This window comes from Mesorhizobium silamurunense (assembly GCF_014843905.1).
GTDB classification, from domain to species: Bacteria; Pseudomonadota; Alphaproteobacteria; order Rhizobiales; family Rhizobiaceae; genus Mesorhizobium; species Mesorhizobium silamurunense.
The window spans coordinates 159,986-176,301 of sequence record NZ_LPVS01000053.1 but is presented as its reverse complement, the minus strand read 5'-3'; the positions used below and the strand labels follow the sequence as shown (position 1 = coordinate 176,301).

The 16,316-nt window shown below is 64.8% G+C and carries 13 protein-coding genes; 7 read left to right on the top strand and 6 right to left on the bottom strand.

Going from position 1 to position 16,316, the window contains the following annotated elements; genetic code table 11:
* Nucleotides 1-2: 2 nt before the first annotated feature.
* The 4 genes from AU465_RS15325 to AU465_RS15310 form a co-directional block, all read right to left on the bottom strand.
* Nucleotides 3-4,673, bottom strand: a complete 4,671-nt coding sequence (locus AU465_RS15325; RefSeq protein WP_192248914.1) for a YadA-like family protein — start codon at nucleotides 4,671-4,673, stop codon at nucleotides 3-5.
* Nucleotides 4,670-5,122, bottom strand: a complete 453-nt coding sequence (locus tag AU465_RS15320; protein ID WP_192248911.1) for a hypothetical protein — start codon at nucleotides 5,120-5,122, stop codon at nucleotides 4,670-4,672. The genes AU465_RS15325 and AU465_RS15320 overlap by 4 nt, the downstream gene beginning before the upstream one ends.
* A 197-nt stretch (nucleotides 5,123-5,319) precedes the next feature.
* Nucleotides 5,320-5,742 (bottom strand): AraC family transcriptional regulator, encoded by a 423-nt coding sequence (locus AU465_RS15315; protein WP_246506115.1) that lies wholly within the window; start codon nucleotides 5,740-5,742, stop codon nucleotides 5,320-5,322.
* Between the two features lie 559 nt (nucleotides 5,743-6,301).
* A complete protein-coding gene (locus tag AU465_RS15310; protein WP_192248908.1) occupies nucleotides 6,302-7,825 on the bottom strand; it encodes a helicase HerA-like C-terminal domain-containing protein in 1,524 nt (507 codons plus the stop codon).
* A gap of 74 nt (nucleotides 7,826-7,899) precedes the next feature.
* Here AU465_RS15310 and AU465_RS15305 point away from each other — a divergent pair, with 74 nt between their 5' ends.
* The 4 genes from AU465_RS15305 to AU465_RS15290 are packed head-to-tail and all read left to right on the top strand — an operon-like array spanning nucleotide 7,900 to nucleotide 11,931.
* On the top strand, nucleotides 7,900-8,040 hold the full coding sequence (locus tag AU465_RS15305) for a hypothetical protein (RefSeq protein WP_192248905.1): 141 nt from the start codon (nucleotides 7,900-7,902) through the stop codon (nucleotides 8,038-8,040).
* Between the two features lie 43 nt (nucleotides 8,041-8,083).
* Nucleotides 8,084-9,526, top strand: a complete 1,443-nt coding sequence (locus tag AU465_RS15300; RefSeq protein WP_192248902.1) for a methylmalonyl-CoA mutase family protein — start codon at nucleotides 8,084-8,086, stop codon at nucleotides 9,524-9,526.
* Nucleotides 9,523-11,646, top strand: coding sequence for a methylmalonyl-CoA mutase (scpA, locus tag AU465_RS15295; protein WP_192248899.1), 2,124 nt, complete (start codon nucleotides 9,523-9,525; stop codon nucleotides 11,644-11,646). Before AU465_RS15300 ends, scpA begins: the two co-directional genes overlap by 4 nt.
* 27 nt (nucleotides 11,647-11,673) lie before the next feature.
* On the top strand, nucleotides 11,674-11,931 hold the full coding sequence (locus AU465_RS15290; protein ID WP_210325109.1) for an AbrB/MazE/SpoVT family DNA-binding domain-containing protein: 258 nt from the start codon (nucleotides 11,674-11,676) through the stop codon (nucleotides 11,929-11,931).
* A 395-nt stretch (nucleotides 11,932-12,326) separates the two neighbouring features.
* Here the strand turns inward: AU465_RS15290 and greA are convergent, their stop codons facing one another.
* Nucleotides 12,327-12,809, bottom strand: coding sequence for a transcription elongation factor GreA (greA, locus tag AU465_RS15285; protein WP_192248896.1), 483 nt, complete (start codon nucleotides 12,807-12,809; stop codon nucleotides 12,327-12,329).
* 104 nt (nucleotides 12,810-12,913) lie between these two features.
* On the opposite strand from greA, the gene AU465_RS15280 reads away from it, so the two are divergent.
* The 3 genes from AU465_RS15280 to AU465_RS15270 all read left to right on the top strand — a co-directional run bounded on the left by AU465_RS15280 (nucleotide 12,914) and on the right by AU465_RS15270 (nucleotide 15,243).
* The gene (locus AU465_RS15280) at nucleotides 12,914-14,290 is read left to right on the top strand and encodes a TIGR03808 family TAT-translocated repetitive protein (RefSeq protein WP_192248893.1); all 1,377 of its coding nucleotides are present in this window, start codon (nucleotides 12,914-12,916) and stop codon (nucleotides 14,288-14,290) included.
* A 186-nt stretch (nucleotides 14,291-14,476) separates the two neighbouring features.
* Complete coding sequence (locus AU465_RS15275; RefSeq protein ID WP_192248890.1) at nucleotides 14,477-14,758, top strand: type II toxin-antitoxin system TacA family antitoxin; 282 nt, start codon at nucleotides 14,477-14,479, stop codon at nucleotides 14,756-14,758.
* Nucleotides 14,758-15,243, top strand: coding sequence for a GNAT family N-acetyltransferase (locus AU465_RS15270; protein ID WP_192248887.1), 486 nt, complete (start codon nucleotides 14,758-14,760; stop codon nucleotides 15,241-15,243). The genes AU465_RS15275 and AU465_RS15270 overlap by 1 nt, the downstream gene beginning before the upstream one ends.
* 49 nt (nucleotides 15,244-15,292) lie before the next feature.
* Here the strand turns inward: AU465_RS15270 and AU465_RS15265 are convergent, their stop codons facing one another.
* Nucleotides 15,293-16,297 (bottom strand): asparaginase, encoded by a 1,005-nt coding sequence (locus tag AU465_RS15265; RefSeq protein WP_192248884.1) that lies wholly within the window; start codon nucleotides 16,295-16,297, stop codon nucleotides 15,293-15,295.
* Nucleotides 16,298-16,316: the final 19 nt, after the last annotated feature.

Sequence of the window (16,316 nt, the reverse complement as noted above, 5' to 3'; positions counted from 1 at the left end):
CGTCAGTTCAGAGTAAAGCTGACACCCGCGCCGACGCCCCAGTGCCCGCCTGCTGTCGTGCCGGACACGTTTGCCCGGGCGCGCCCGTCCTCGCTGGTGTACCCGGCGCCGAAGGCGACAGCCCCCTCGCCGCGCCAGTAGCCGCCGCCGGCCGCGACGCTCAGCTTGCCGGGACGATCGTCATAACGCAGCGAAGCGGCGGCCAGGCCGATCGCAGCTGCCTGGCGCGCCTCGCCGCGGGCCTCGCCCATGTCCATGTTGAGCTGGCTGAGCTTGGAGTCCGTATAGGCGTTTGCCTGCTGGAGCGTCGTTGCCGCCACCTGATTGGTGTAGGTCTTGGAGTTGTCGAACGTTGTCGCCAGCCCGTTGTTGAGCTGCAGCACGTTGACCGCATCGGTGTCGGCGGTGCCGGCGCCGACATTGTGGATGATCACCGGCGCGCTCGGGTCGCCGCCGGTCAGGGTCAGCGAGTTGGACTTGGTGCCGTCCGGGTTCTTGTCGTACTGGACCGCGAACTCATTCAAATCGCCGACACTCCCCTGCACGGCTTCGACCGCCTGGTTGGTCGCGTAAAGCTGGCTGCCGTTGATGGCGTCCGTCGAAGTGTCGCTGATCCTGCCCGCCGCGACATTGGTGACGGTGCGCTCGTTGCCAACGGTGCCCACGCTGACGGTGCTGGTCGGAGCTGTTCCGGCAAACGTGTAGTTGACGCCGTTGATCGTGGTCCCGGTGGTGGCAACCGCCGCCGCCGTGGTCGAGCCCGCGCCGAGAGCGACGCTGCCCGGCTCGTTGGCCGTGGCGCCGGCGCCGAGCGCCATGGACTGGGCGCCGTTGGCGGTCGAGTTGGTGCCGAGCGCGATGCTGTCGGCCTGGTTTACGGTCGCCGTCTGGCCGATGGCGATGCCGCCCGGCGCCGTTTGCTGCACGATGGCGCCGTTGCCCATGCCGATGCCGTTGTCGCCGTTGACCGTGGTGCGCGGGCCGATCGCAACCGAGTCGACCCCGACCGCAAGGGAGTCGGAGGCGGCAGAATTGGCGTGGAAGTACATGGTTCCCGTCACCGCGAAGGAGCTCAGCGCCCCCTTCAACTGGCGCAGTGTCACCGCGTCCTGGTCCTCGGTGCCGTCCGCCACGTTGGTGATCTGGCGATAGGAAGTGGACGTGCCGACCGAGACGGCGCCAAGCAGGGTCATATCCGCGGTGTTGTAGGGAATGAGGCCGGTGCCGGAGAGGATCGATCCCGATACGGGTGCGACCGCGCGATCCGAGACCGAGCCGGCGCCAAGCGCCACGCCGCCAAGGACGGTGGCCTGGGTGCCGCGGCCGAGCGCCAGCGCGTCGCCGACGGAGGCGGTCGCCTGGTAGCCGAGGGCGGAGGAGCCGACCCCTTGAGCGAAGGCGTCGGTGACCGGCAGGGTGCTGTCGTTCGTTCGCACATAGCGGATGCCATCGCCGTTGGCGTCGGTGTAGGCCGTCGAGGTGTCGCCGGCAAAATTGTTGATCGTGTTGCCGAGAGTGGTGATGTCGGCGGTGTTGGCGGCGATATCGGTCGTGTTCTGCGTCACCTGCTGGTTGGTGGCGAAGAGTTGCGAGCCGTTGACGGCATCGGTCGAGGAGCCGCTCAACTGCCCGGCCGCGACGTTCTGGATCTGGCGCTCGGCGCCCACCGAGCCGACCGAGAAAGCACCGGCCGGCGTCCCGCCGGCGAACGTGTAGTTCACGCCGCCGATCGTCGTGCCGCCGACCGCAGTCGTGGTGCCGGACGCGGAATTGAGGCCGATCGCCACGTCACCGGCATTGTTGGCTATGGCGTTCGGGCCGACCGCGACGGAATCCGTTCCGAGCGCCTGCGAATCGGCAAGTGTCGAATTGGCGTGGAAATACTTGATGCCGCCGCCGGTGTTTATGTTGTTGATGGTGTTGCCGAGATTGGTGATGTCGGCGGTGTTGGCAGCGATATCGGTCGTGTTCTGCGTCACCTGCTGATTGGTCGCGAACAGCTGCGAGCCGTTGACGGCATCGGTCGAGGAGCCGTTCAGCTGCCCGGCCGCGACATTCTGGATCTGGCGCTCGGCGCCCACCGAGCCTACCGAGAACGCGCCGGCCGGCGTCCCGCCGGCAAACGTGTAGTTCACGCCGCCGATCGTCGTGCCGCCGACCGCCGTCGTGGTGCCGGACGCGGAATTGAGGCCGATCGCCACGTCACCGGCGTTGTTGGCGATCGCGTTCGGGCCGATCGCGACCGAATCCGTCCCGAGCGCCTGGGAATCGACCAAGGTCGAATTGGCATGGAAATATTTGATACCCGCGCCGGTGTTGATGTTGGTGAGCGACGAGCTGAGATTGCTGATGTCGGTAGTGTTCTGCGTCACCTGCTGATTGGTGGCGAAGAGCTGCGAGCCATTGATGGCATCGGTCGAGGCGTTGCTGAGCCGGCCTGCCGCGACATTGGTGATGGTCCGCTCCGCGCCAAGCGCGCCGACGCTGACGGTGCTCGTCGGGTTCGTGCCGGCGAAGCTGTAGGCCGTGCTCCCGATGGTCGTGCCGCTGGTGCCGACCGCGGTCGCGGTCACCGAGCCCGAGCCAAGGGCCACGTCCCCGGAACTTGCCGTTGCCGTCGCGCCATTGCCCAGCGCGACGTTGCCGACGAAGCCAGCGGCACCCGCTGTCGAGCCATTGCCCAGCGCCACGGAGCCCTGTCCGATCGCCTTGTTGCTGTTGCCGATGGCGACGGCACCGTTGGCCATATTGGCGGCGGTGGCGGTCGCCGTGCCGTCGCTGTTGGCGATGTTGTTGGCGCCGCCGGTGAAGGCGCCGGTGCCGCTGGCGTAGCTCGGATCGCCGATGGCCACCGCGCCGTCGCCATAGGCGGTGTTGCCGGCGCCGATGGCCACGGCCTTGCCGCCATCGGTAGTCGCGCCCGTGCCGATGGCGACGGAGTCGGCGGAGAGCGCAGCCGACTGTAGACCGACCGCGACGGCGTTGGCTGCCGTCGCCTGGCTCTCGCGTCCCATCGCAAGGGCGTCGTCCGCAGATGCCGTCACATCCGTGCCGATGCCGATGGCGTTGGCTCCACTGGCGCTCGTTGCAAAAGTGCTCGAGCCGACATAGACGGAGTTTATCCCGGACGCCCTCGTCCCAGCGCCGAGAGAGATGGAGTTCAGGGCGCTGCTTTGGGCGCCGCGGCCGAGCGCGGTGCTGTTGAATCCGGTGGCGCGGGATTCACGTCCGACGGCAGTGGAATTGTCGGCGCTGGCTACGGTGCCGATGCCGAGAGCGGTGCTGGAGCTCCCGCCGGCGTTGGCGCTGACACCGGCAGCGAGGGAATTGTCTCCTGCCGCACTCGCCCCAGACCCGAACGAGGAGGCGTTTGCGCCGCTGGCAACGGCCGTGTTGCCAACCGCCGTGCTGGCTGAGCCACTCGCCTTTGAGGTGGTGCCCATGGCGATGGCGCTTTGCGCACTCGCATTGGCGGACCTGCCGACCGCGGTGCTGTCTACACCACCCGCCGTGGCGCCCAGTCCAAACGCGCTTGCGTTCGCGGCAGTCGCCGCGGCGTTGTTGCCGACGGCAGTGGTGGAGACGTCGGTGGCTTGGGCTCCCGAGCCCGCCGCGAGCGAGCCTACCCCGCTCGACGTGGCCGAATTGCCCAGGGCCAGCGCGAAATTGCCCGAAGCCGTGGCGACGTTGCCAAGCGCTGCCGAGTTTGTGCCGGATGCATTCGCCTGGGGACCAACCGCGATGGTATTGGTCGCCGTGGCTTGGCTCTGCAAACCAAACGCCATGCTGGTGGCGCCGGTCGCCTTGCTTGCGCGCCCAATCGCCATGGCGTCAGCCTGAGACGCCGTCACGTCGGTGCCGATGCCGATGGCGCTCTGGGCCAACGCTCCCGTTCCTGCGGCGGTGCGCGCGCCGAGATAGACGGCGTTTACCGCGGTTGCGGTCGACTGGAAGCCGATAGCGATGGCATTTTGGCTGTTTGCAATGGTGTTGGTACCTTGGGCAACGGTGTCCAGTCCCGACGAGACTGCCTGGCTCCCGATCGCGATGGCGCGCGTCCCGGTGGCCTGGGACCCCCAGCCTCCGGCGAACGACGTGCCGCCGCTGGCCAGCGAACTGACGCCGACGGCGGTGGAGTTGCCTCCCGAAGCAACGGCGAAGGTGCCCAAGGCGCTGGCGCCGGCGTTGGTGGCACTGGCGTTGACGCCGATCGCTACTGTATTGACGTTGTTCGAGATCGTGCCGGAGCCCAGCGCCACCGCGCCGCCGGGGCCCGTGGCCGATGCGGTCCGGCCGATGGCGACCGAGTATTGCGCCGTCGATTGAGCCTGGAAGCCGAGCGCTATGGCCCAGTTAAGGCTGGCGGTTGAGCCATTTCCGATCGCCACGGTCTCGGGAGCGGTCGCCGACCCGCCGCCGGCGGCATATTGCGCCAGCGCCGGCGTGGCGATGCCGCCCAATGCGAACGTAGCCAGCGCCGCTGTCAGCACCTTGCAGAGACCGAGCGTTCCGAGCCCCAGGCCTCTGCGGCGCATGCCGAGCACGCGATACGCCTTGCGCAGCGCCGCCATCAGGCGACGACGGAGCGAGCGGGTCTCGGCGGCGCCGGAAACCCAGTTTCCAGTGAAGCTGCCCGATCGGCGCCGGATGGTTCGTCCTTGCCTGACGTTCATTGCGAGAATGCCTCCTTTGGTGGGTCGCGCTCGATGGCGACAGGTTCCGCCGACCCTGCCGCCGAAGCGTTTCTGCTCGAAAATGGAATGACGTCTGCGCCGCGCGCCAGCAGCGCATGGCCCTGTTTTTCACCGATCGCCTCGACGCGATCGAGCGTGTTTTCGAGCCAGGCGTCACCCTCCTCGGGCACGGCCGTGAGCGCAGTCGCGACCCGCTCCTTGGGAATCAGCCGCTCGAGATAGGTGCGCACGGCCGCCAGATGGACGGCTGGCTCGTCGCCGGCGTGAACCGCGGCGGTGAGGCCATAGAGGTAATGGGCGAGCAGGAGATCCTGCTTGGCGAGCGGCACGCCGCTTCCGTAATGTTTCTCAAGCGTCCTGGATGCCGACTCCAGCCAGTAGCCGATCTCCTCGGAAAGGCTTCGACCGATGGCCGTATCGTCGCGCATATGCCCCCGCAGCCAGCTGAGAATCCCAATACCGGATTTGCTGCAGAAAGACAGCTTTTCGGGGTCTCGTATTCCAACAAATTGCTGTTCATCCGAAAACATCCAGCGGATCGTCTGGAGGTTAACGCAAAATTACTTTAGATATACCTTCTATAAGCCGGCCCGTAAAATAACGCTATCGCTAAATTAGTGTTCTCTTACTTATTCGCCTGGCCGCGAAGCCGCCTCTCCCGCACCTGCAAGGGCGTAACGTGGCGATATTTCTTCATCGTGGTGGTGAAGTGGCTCTGGCTCGAGAACCCGCTCAAATCGGCGATGTCCGTGATCGACAGGCGCCTGTCGGCGAGCAGCTCTTCGGCAAAATCCAGGCGGAGAACGAGGACATACTGATGCGGCGAGGCGCCGAACGTCTTCGAGAAAGCGCGGACGAAATGGTAGGGTGACAGCTCGCATACGGCCGCCATTTCCGCGAGCGAAAGCTTTCGCGAAAAGTTCTCGTTCAGGAACTTCAGGATCTGACGGGTGGCGCGCATCGAAAGCCCGCCTTTGGCGTTCAGCAGCGGACGTCTCTCCGCCGGGATCTCCAAGAACCAGGCTGGCAGATCGTGGTCACGCGACAATTCGGACTCCTGACGCCCAACACCCGCGGCCCTGGCCCAACCTTAGACGGTGCTTTCGGTTCCCCAGCCACAATAATTCGTGATCGCATGCGGTGTCGGTTATCGAGTTTGCCCCCCGGCTTCTGCACGTCAAAGGCCATGATTTGGCACGCTCGGTATTTCATGAAATTGCGGTTCCGCAGGGAAAAAGTTCCCTCGCGAAAAGTTTAGATGATGCTGACGTTCAGCGATCGTCGCGGGGTAAGATTTGGTCGTCAAAGAGTAACAACGGGTGACACAAATATGCGCCCCGTCGCAGCAAGGCGCGACGTTTCCCCGCTGGGAGTTCCGCGCCGGCAGCGCGCTCGATTCGCGGAACGAAGTGGTTGAACGGCCGAGGCGGTCATGAACGCTCTTGATGGCAACCGCGCCGGTCCGACCCGGCCAGGTTGGGGCGGTCGGCCGTCGCGGGGCGCTGCTAGAGCATTTCACCGTTTCACGGAAACGGCGAAACGCTCTATCTCTTTGTTCTGGCGCAATTCCTGACGGAAAACCGTGTCACACTTTTCCTGGAATTGCCCTAGCGCCCCCTCGACAGGCTGCCAAGGATGCCGCGCACGATGGCGCGGCCGACGGAGGAGCCGACCGAACGCACCACCGATTTGATGGCGGCTTCGGCGACAGTCTGGCGGTTGGAAGACCGCCGGTTGCCCGTTCCCAAGACATCGTCGAAGCCAGGAATGGTCCAGCGCGAGCCGCCGCTGTTTTCCTGCTTTGCCTGCGCCACGGCGTCCTGCGCTTCCTTCGCCTTCTTCTGCAGGATCTCGAAGGCCGATTCGCGGTCGACGACCTGGTCGTACTGGCCGGCGACCGGGCTCTCGGCCATGATCTTGCTGCGCTCGGCCGGCGTGATCGGCCCGAGCCGCGACGACGGCGGGCGGATCAGCGTGCGCTGGACCATGGCGGGCACACCCTTGTCCTCCAGCATCGAGACCAGGGCTTCGCCGGTGGCGAGCTGGGTAATCGCGGTGGCGCAGTCGAAGTCGGGGTTGGGCCGGAAGGTCTCGGCGGCGGTGCGCACCGCCTGCTGCTCGCGCGGCGTATAGGCGCGCAGCGCGTGCTGGATGCGGTTGCCGAGCTGAGCCAGCACCTTTTCCGGAATGTCGAGCGGGTTCTGGGTGACGAAAAAGACGCCGACGCCCTTGGATCGGATCAGCCGCACCACCTGCTCGACGCGGTCGATCAGCACCTTCGGCGCGTCCTCGAACAACAGATGCGCCTCGTCGAAGAAGAAGACCAGCTTCGGCTGGTCGAGATCGCCGACCTCGGGCAGTTCCTCGAACAGCTCCGACATCAGCCAGAGCAGGAAGGTGGCGTAGAGCCTGGGGTTCATCATCAGCTTGTCGGCGGCCAGAACGCTGACCGCGCCGCGGCCGTCACGCGTGGTGCGCATGAGATCGGCTATGCGCAGCGCCGGCTCGCCGAAGAAGTTCGCGGCACCCTGCTGTTCCAGCACCAGGAGAGTGCGCTGGATGGCGCCGACGGAAGGCTTGGTGACATTGCCGTAGCGGGCGCTGAGCTCGTCGGCACGCTCGGCGATGTTGGCGAGCAGCGCCTGCAAGTCCTTGAGGTCGAGCAGCAGCAGACCCTCCTTGTCGGCGATGCGGAAGGCGATGTTCATGACGCCTTCCTGCGCTTCGGTGAGGTTCATCAGCCGCGACAACAGAAGCGGCCCCATTTCCGAGATGGTGGCGCGGATCGGGTGGCCCTGCTCGCCGAACAGGTCCCAGAAGATGACCGGGAATTCCTGTAATTGGTAAGGATCGAGCTTCACCTGCTCGGCACGCTTGACCAGGAAGTCCTTCGCCTCGCCCATCATGGCGATGCCGGAAAGGTCGCCCTTGATGTCGGCACAGACGACCGGGACGCCAGCGTTGGAAAAGCCCTCGGCCAGGACCTGCAGGCTGACCGTCTTGCCGGTGCCGGTGGCGCCGGTGATCAGCCCGTGGCGGTTGCCGTAGCGCAGCAGCAGCTCCTCGGCGCGCTGATAGGAATCGTCAGGCTTGCGGCTGGCGCCGATGAAGATGCTGGTGTCGTCGGCCATGTCCAGTCTCCGCAATCCGTTCCGTCAAAGCCCGAGCCTCGTTCGAGGTATAGTAACGCTATGGGCGAGCGGCAATGGCCGACATCGAAATTGACGCCGCAACCGAAATTGAGCTTTCGAAGCTTGCGGATTTTGCGCATGTTTGGCAATCGGCTAGCGGCCAGCAAGGCGGCCGCGACGGATGCCGCATTGTGATATCCGGCGCAGCGCCCTAGATTGGCTTGACCGGCTGATGCGAACGGGAAAATGAGGAGTGCGATGGGCGCCGGCGCCTTGACCAGGGATGTCGACCTTCCGAACCCGGATGCCAAGCGCTGGCTGGCGCTGGCGGAAAAGGCGCTTGCCGGCGGCTCGTTCGAGGAGAAGCTCGTTTCGCACACCGACGACGGCATCCGAATCCAGCCGCTCAGCGAACGCTCGGCCAGCGCCGAGCCGCTGGTGCGCACCAATCCGAAATCGCCCTGGATCGTCAGCCAGCGCGTCGACGATCCGGACATCGCCCGCGCCAGCGCCCAGGCGCTGGAGGACATCGCTGAGGGCGCGACCGGCCTGTCGCTGGTCTTCGAGGGCGCGCCGAACGCTTTTGGCTACGGCCTGCCCAGAACGGCGGAGGCGCTGGAAACGGTGCTCGACGGCGTACCGCTTAATCGCATGCAGGTGCGTATCGATGCGCATCCGTGGAGCCGCGCCGTGGCCGACTGGCTGCTCGCCTTCCTGACGCGGCGCCGCTCCGATCCGACGAAGCTCAACCTTTCCTTCGGCATCGACCCGGCAGCGATCTTCGCCGGCACCGGGCGGCTGCGCACCTCGATCGAGGCGCTGCAGGAATCGATGCCGCAGTCGCTGGCGCATTTCTTCTCGATGGGCGTGCCGGGCGCGCTGCTCGAAGCCGACGGCCGAGTCTTCCACAATGCCGGTGCCACCGAAGCGCAGGAACTCGGCACGATGATGGCGTCAGCCGTCTCCTATCTCAGGATGTTCGAGAAGGCGCGTCAGCCGCTGGTCTATGCCGCGCCCTATATCGGCTTTGCCCTCAGCGTCGACCAGGACCAGTTCCTGTCGATGGCCAAGGTGCGGGCGTTGCGCACGCTCTGGGCGCGGATCCAGGAAGCCTGCTCGATCCCGGCCTCGACGGCAAACGTCCACGCCGAGACCTCCTATCGCATGATGGCGATGGCAGACCCGGAAACCAACATCCTGCGCACCGCGGTTGCCGCTTTCGCCGCGGCGACCGGCGGCGCCGATTCCGTCTCGATCCTGCCGCATACCATTGCGCATGGATTGCCCGCCGGTTTTGCTCGCCGCGTCGCCCGCAATGCGCAGTTGATCATGGCGCATGAGAGCCATCTCCATCACGTGGCCGATCCGGCAAGCGGCTCGGGCGCCGTCGAGGCTTTGACCGACGAGCTTTGCGCCGCGGCCTGGGAAGAATTCCAGCGCATCGAGGCCGAGGGCGGCGTGCTCAACAGCCTGCAGCAGGGCTATATCCAGAACCGCGTGCAGACGGCCGCCGCGAAGCGGAATGCCGCCTATCGGGCCGGTGAACGCGGCATTATCGGGACGACGCTTTTCCGCGCCGGCAGCGAGCGCCCGGTCGAGACATTGACGGCCGAACGCCGGCCCGCGCTGACAGAGGGCGTGGCGGTATGCGAGCCGCTGTTTCCAGTGCGCATCGATCAGTCGATCGGAGCCGGATCATGATCCCGGATTTCAGCCAGATCGGCTGGTCGGCGCCGCGCCGCGCACCGGTCGAGCTCAAAGGCCAGCGGATGACGCCGGAAGGCATCGCCGTAAAACACCTTTACGGCCAGGGCGATCTCAAGGGGCTCGCCAATCTCGATACCTATCCCGGCCTGCCGCCCTTCGTGCGCGGCCCCTACCCGACCATGTATGTCCAGCAGCCCTGGACGATCCGGCAATATGCCGGCTTCTCGACGGCCGAGGAATCCAACGCCTTCTATCGGCGCAACCTCGCCGCCGGACAGAAGGGCCTTTCGGTCGCCTTCGACCTCGCCACCCATCGCGGCTATGACAGCGACCATCCGCGCGTCGCCGGCGATGTCGGCATGGCGGGCGTGGCGATCGATTCCATCCTCGACATGCGGCAACTGTTCGACGGCATCCCGCTCAATGAGATGACGGTGTCGATGACGATGAACGGCGCGGTGCTGCCGATCATGGCTTTATACATCGTGGCGGCAGAGGAACAGGGCGTCGAGCAAAAGGATCTGGCGGGAACCATTCAGAACGACATCCTGAAGGAGTTCATGGTCCGCAACACCTACATTTATCCGCCAAAACCATCGATGCGGATCGTGTCGGACATCTTTGCCTACACCTCGCGGCACATGCCGAAGTTCAACTCGATCTCGATCTCCGGCTACCACATGCAGGAGGCCGGCGCGACCGCCGACCTCGAGCTCGCCTACACGATCGCCGACGGCATTGAATACGCACGCGCTGGCGTCGCCGCCAGACTCGACATCGACCGTTTCGCGCCGCGCCTTTCCTTCTTCTGGGCGATCGGCATGAACTTCTTCATGGAGGTCGCCAAGCTCCGGGCGGCAAGGCTGCTCTGGTCGAGCCTGATGCAGAAGAATTTCGCGCCGAAGGACGAGCGCTCGCTGTCGCTGCGCACCCATTGCCAGACGTCCGGCTGGTCGCTGACGGCGCAGGACCCCTACAACAACATCACCCGGACGATGATCGAGGCGATGGCGGCGACGCAGGGGCATACGCAGTCGCTGCACACCAATTCCTTCGACGAAGCGATGGCGCTGCCGACCGACCATTCGGCGCGCATCGCCCGCAACACGCAGCTCATCCTGCAGAAAGAATCCGGCACCACGCGAATGATCGATCCGTGGGGCGGCTCGGCCTATGTCGAGCGGCTGACGCATGACCTGGCGGCCCGCGCGCTCGCCCATATCGAGGAGGTCGAAAGCCTCGGCGGCATGGCGGCGGCGATCGAGAAAGGCATTCCCAAGCTGCGCATCGAGGAAGCAGCCGCGCGCACCCAGGCGCGCATCGATTCCGGCGAGCAGGTGCTGGTCGGCGTCAACGCGCATCGCCCGGAAGCCGATATCGAAGTCGATGTGCTGAAGATCGACAATGCCGAGGTGAAAGCCCGGCAATTGGCGAAGCTGCAGAGGCTGAAAGGCACGCGCGACGTCGCGGCGCTGGAGGACTCGCTGGCCGCCCTCACCCGCGCTGCCGAGAGCGGCGAGAACCTGCTGGAATTCGCGATCCGCGCCGCGCGCGCCAACGCCACCGTGGGCGAGATCTCGCTGGCGCTGGAGAAGGTGTTCGGCCGCCATGCGGCCGCCGTCCAGACCATCTCCGGGGTCTATCGCGACGCGCTCGGCGACAATCCGACGGTCGACCGGCTCAAGGACAAGATCGAGGCGTTCGAGAAGAAGACGGGCGGCAAGCCGCGCATCCTGGTCGCCAAGATGGGCCAGGACGGGCATGACCGCGGCCAGAAGGTGATCGCCAGCGCCTTCGCCGACCTCGGCTTCGACGTCACCGTCGGGCCGATGTTCCTGACGCCGGACGAGATCGCAAAGTTGGCGGTGCAACACGGCGTCGACATCATCGGCGCGTCATCGCTCGCCGCCGGGCACCTGACGCTGATCCCCGAGCTCAAGGACGCTCTGAAGAAACTCGGCCATGGCGACATGCTGATCGTCGCCGGCGGTGTCATCCCGCCGCAGGACTATGACGCGGTGCTGAAGGCTGGAGCGGCGGAAATCTTCCCGCCGGGAACCGTCATCCCACAGGCGGCGGACCGGCTGATGGATCGGTTGTTGGCGGCTGACTGAACATTGCACTACGGATAAGGTTGTATTATGGCAATTACTGCAACCAATGGTAAGCCATCCGTGAAAACGAACATTCACAAGCTCGATGACGGATCAGGAGCCGTGATCGTGCCACGGGAAATGCTGGACAGCTTGAATCTTCAGGTGGGCGATCAGCTTCAGATCATCGAAACTGACGGCGGCATCATTGTGAGGCCGGCGCATGACAACTTCAAGCGGCAGATGAGAGCCGCTCGCGATGTCATGGACAAATACTCGGTCGGATTGCAGAAGCTGGCAAAGTAGACGCTACCGCCTAATTCGTCGACACAGGGATTTTGAAAGGTTGCAGACCTGTCGGCAGGCAAGATTTTCACCGTTCGTTTCCGTGAAATCAGCGAACGCTGGAGATTAGCTGAAGCTTCCCCAACCTCGTCATCCCAGGGCGAGGCAGGAGCTCAGCTCCGTCGCGGAGACCCTGGGATCCATGCCGTAACCTTGACCGAAGGGTGCAGCGGAGCAGAATTCTGCATCGCAGCAGCGCTCTGAAGTCACGGCATGGATCCTTGGGTCTACGCGGTACGCTTCGCTTCCCGCTCCGCCCAAGGATGGCGACGGGTTGGGCGTTTCGGCCAATCTCCAAGGCATGCGACCTGCCAACGCAAGCATAGCCGACCGGTCAAAATTTCTGTGCTAGGGAACTAGTTCTCGGCCTTGTCCGAGAGCTTGGCAATTTCCCATTCCTTGCCGTTGACCTTGACGACCTCGCCGACCTTCTTGCCGAACAACGCCACAGCCATTGGTGAGACGTGGGAAATGCTTCCTTTCGAAGGGTTGGCCTCGTCCTCGCCGACAATCCGCCAATGCACCTTCTTGCCGTCGTCGCCTTCCAGCGTGACGCCCATGCCGAAGCGGACCACGTCGCTGCCCGGCTCCGGCACGGAAAGCTCGGCGCTCTCGCGCCGGGCGGTCCAATAGCGCAGGTCGCGCGACACCACCGCAAGGCGCTCGCGGTCGCCGCGCCTTTCGGCTTTGGCCATCAAATCGCGGAGATCCGCGAGATTCTCCTCGATCATCGCCAGCCCCCGCTCCGTCACCAGATTGCGGTGCGAACTGATCGGCCGTTCGCCGACGCCGGCGATGGCATTTTCGCTGTCTTCTTCGCGCGTGAAAGCTCTGCTCATGCAATGAACTTAGGCCCGGCGCGACAACTGCACAAGCGATTTGCCTGGGAACCAGCCTGGCACGAATCCTGCGACAGATCAGGCAAACGCCAGGACCTGTGCCGATGTTGAACAGACGAACGCTGCTTGCCCAGACCGCCGGCCTCGCTGCCGTCGGTCTCTTTGCCGGCAAGGCGTCGGCGAAGATGCTGCCCGGCATCGAGAAGACCGCGATGCGCGGCTCGATCAATGCCATCGAGATCGGCGTGCAGCCTGGCGCGCTGGACGACCAGAGCAAGACCTTCGCCAAGATGCTCGCTGAAGCCAGCGACCGCGACGCGCCGATATTCCTGCCGCCCGGCACCTATCTCGTCTCCAACCTGAAGCTGCCCGCGCGCGTGCGCCTGTCGGGCGTGCCCGGCGCGACCCGCATCGTCTATGGCGGCAACGGCCACCTGATGATGGCCGAACAGGCCGAGCATATCGAGCTCAGCGGGCTGGTGCTCGACGGCAGCAACCGCTGGCTGGCCGACTATACGCAAGGGCTGCTCGATCTGCGCCGCGTCGCCCATCTCGCCATCGACAATTGCCAGGTGACGGGCAGCGGCAAGAACGGACTGGCGCTCGAGCATGTCGCCGGCCGCGTCGGCCGCTCCGACATTTCCGGTGCTGCGGACGCCGGCATCTACTCGGTCGAGGCCGGCGGGCTGGAGATTTCGGGCAATACCGTGTCCGACTGCGCCAATGGCGGCATCCTGGTGCATCGCTGGCAACAGGCGGAGGATGGCACCATCGTCAGCGGCAACCGCGTGCAGCGTATCGGCGCGAGGAGCGGCGGCACCGGCCAGAACGGCAACGGCATCAACGCCTTCCGGGCCGGCAATGTCATCGTCTCCGGCAACATCGTCTCGGACTGCGCCTTCTCGGCGATCCGCGCCAACAGCTCCAGCAATCTGCAGATCACCGGCAACACCTGCTCGCGCTCGGGCGAAACGGGGATCTATTCCGAGTTCTCCTTCGAAGGCGCGATCCTCAGCAACAATCTCGTCGACGGCGCTGCCAACGGCATCTCGATAGTCAACTTCAACGAGGGCGGCCGCATGGCAGTGTGCTCGAACAATATCGTGCGCAACCTCTCGACCACTGGCCCCTACACCGCCGATCCGCCGGGTTTCGGCGTCGGCATCAGCGCCGAGGCCGACACCACCGTCTCCGGCAATGTGGTCGAGAACGCGCCGCTCTACGGCATGCTGCTTGGCTGGGGGCCCTATCTGCGCAATGTGGTGGCGACGGGGAACATCATCCGCAAGGCGGGCACGGGCATCGTCGTCAGCGTCGTCGAAGGCTCCGGCACTGCCGTCATCTCCGACAATGTCATCGACGGCGCACCGAACGGCGCCATCATCGGCCAGCGCTGGGCCGACCCGGTGACCAGCGATCTCGCCCGGTCAAGCGATACGGGTTATGCGCATCTGACCGTCGAGCGCAACAAGGTGAGCTAGGCCACAGGCACGATAATGTGCGCCTGGATCTTTGGCGGCAACCTCGTCTGTCAGCAATTACGGATTCGGCGTAGTCGGTTGCGGATGCCAATCCTTCTCGCCTCCTAGCCGTAAATTGGCAGCCTCGACTTAGATACACATTGTGTATGCAAATATGCTATATCGATGACGGAAGGATTCATTGCCATGGCACCGAAAAACCAGGACACCCACGCCAAGCTCGTCAATCTGCGCATCCGTGAGGATGTCCGCATCCTGATCGATCGCGCCGCGAAGATACGCGGGAAGACCCGCTCCGACTTCATGATCGACGCCGCTTACCGTGCAGCCGAAGACACGCTGCTCGACCAGACGCTCGTCAAGGTCGATGCCGAAAGCTATCAGCATTATCTCGATATCCTCGATCGGCCACCGAGCGGCGAAGGATTTTCCCGCCTGATGAATGCGCCCAAGCCTTGGCGGGACTGATGCTATCGGCACCAGCCCTTCTTGCCGATAGTCACGAACTCGACCTTTTTCAAAGCGGAACCGACAGCCTGGATCAATGGCTTCGACGGCGGGCGCGCGCCAATCAAGTCAGCGGAGCGTCCAGAACTTATGTGATTGCAGAAAGCGCGCGCGTTGTCGGTTATTATTGCCTTTCATCAGGCGGACTTGACCTGGCGGACGCGCCCGGTTCGATCCGACGCAATATGCCCGATCCTGTGCCCATGGCTGTACTTGGCCGTTTGGGTGTCGATCTAAGCTGGCAGAGAAAGGGTCTGGGCGTCGCTCTTTTGCAGGACGCGGTGCTGCGGACCGGTCAAGCGGCAGCCATCCTCGGCATTCGCGGTCTCTTGGTTCATGCCATATCGGACGAAGCCAAAGCGTTTTATGAGCACTACGGCTTCCAGGCTTCCCCCAAAAATCCGATGACTTTGGTGTTGTCGCTGAAGATGGCTCAGAAGGGATAACTGTCCGCCGGGGAGGCCGCTACAGCATATGCGTGTCGCATTGTCCGCGCTAGGTCAGAACCGACGTCGGCCGCAGCGAGCCGACCTTGGCGCCGATGCGGCTTTCGACCGGCGGACGGGCGAGTCCGGTGAGCTTTGCCGCGAGCGCTTCGTCGCTGCGCAGCAGTTTTGCGAGCACCGCCGCGATCATCACCTCCCCCCCTCTGCCGGCGCCGTCGTCGCATTTCAAAGCGATGCCGAGGCCAAGTTCGGGCAGTGCCGCGCAATAGACGCCTTCGGCCCCGGTCTTGACGAAGATGCGGCCCGGCGCGGCCTGCATCAGCGCGAGATCCGCCTTGCCGGTGCCGGCCACCAGGAACGGCTCGGCCATGCAGGCCGAGAGCAGCCGCTTCGCCGCCTTGGCGCGTTCGGGCGCAAAGCCCCTGCCCGTCGCCATACGCGCAAAGCCCAGCGCAAAACTCTTCAACGGCACGGCATAGGTGGGGATCGAGCAGCCGTCGGTGCCGCAGTGGTCGACGTCATGAGCGGCGCCGGTCACCGATTCCATGGCGTCGCGCACCATCTCTTGCAGCGCATGGCCGGCCTTGACGTAGCCGCCATGGGCGATGCCGGAATGCACGCAGGTGCACAGGAAACCGGCATGCTTGCCGGAGCAGTTGTTGTGCAGCGCATTCGGCGCGCCACCGGCACGAGCCAGCGCAATCGTCGCACCGTGGCTCGACGGCCAGTGCGCGCCGCATTCGAGCGCTGTTTTATCGAGACCGGCCTTGGCGAGCATCGCGGTGGCCAGTTCGACGTGGGCCGGTTCACCTGAGTGCGAAGCGCAGGCCAGTGCGAGTTCGCGGTCGCCGAAGCCATAAGCGTCAGCCGCGCCGCTTTCGACCAGCGGCAGCGCCTGGATCGCCTTCACGGCCGAGCGCGGAAACACCGGGCGTTCCGTGTCGCCGATCTCCCAGACGGACTTGCCGTCGGCATCGAAAACAGAGACCGCGCCGCGATGGGCGCTTTCGACCATCGCGCCGCGCGTGACCTCGACCAGAACCGGATTTGCCATGTTTTCTCCCGCGGAATGC

Coding starts and splice junctions, on each gene's coding strand:
- AU465_RS15325 (WP_192248914.1), bottom strand. CDS start 4,673: ATGAACGTCAGGCAAGGACGAACCATCCGGCGCCGATCGGGCAGCTTC.
- AU465_RS15320 (WP_192248911.1), bottom strand. CDS start 5,122: ATGCGCGACGATACGGCCATCGGTCGAAGCCTTTCCGAGGAGATCGGC.
- AU465_RS15310 (WP_192248908.1), bottom strand. CDS start 7,825: ATGGCCGACGACACCAGCATCTTCATCGGCGCCAGCCGCAAGCCTGAC.
- AU465_RS15305 (WP_192248905.1), top strand. CDS start 7,900: ATGGCCGACATCGAAATTGACGCCGCAACCGAAATTGAGCTTTCGAAG.
- AU465_RS15300 (WP_192248902.1), top strand. CDS start 8,084: ATGGGCGCCGGCGCCTTGACCAGGGATGTCGACCTTCCGAACCCGGAT.
- scpA (WP_192248899.1), top strand. CDS start 9,523: ATGATCCCGGATTTCAGCCAGATCGGCTGGTCGGCGCCGCGCCGCGCA.
- AU465_RS15290 (WP_210325109.1), top strand. CDS start 11,674: ATGGCAATTACTGCAACCAATGGTAAGCCATCCGTGAAAACGAACATT.
- greA (WP_192248896.1), bottom strand. CDS start 12,809: ATGAGCAGAGCTTTCACGCGCGAAGAAGACAGCGAAAATGCCATCGCC.
- AU465_RS15280 (WP_192248893.1), top strand. CDS start 12,914: ATGTTGAACAGACGAACGCTGCTTGCCCAGACCGCCGGCCTCGCTGCC.
- AU465_RS15275 (WP_192248890.1), top strand. CDS start 14,477: ATGGCACCGAAAAACCAGGACACCCACGCCAAGCTCGTCAATCTGCGC.
- AU465_RS15270 (WP_192248887.1), top strand. CDS start 14,758: ATGCTATCGGCACCAGCCCTTCTTGCCGATAGTCACGAACTCGACCTT.
- AU465_RS15265 (WP_192248884.1), bottom strand. CDS start 16,297: ATGGCAAATCCGGTTCTGGTCGAGGTCACGCGCGGCGCGATGGTCGAA.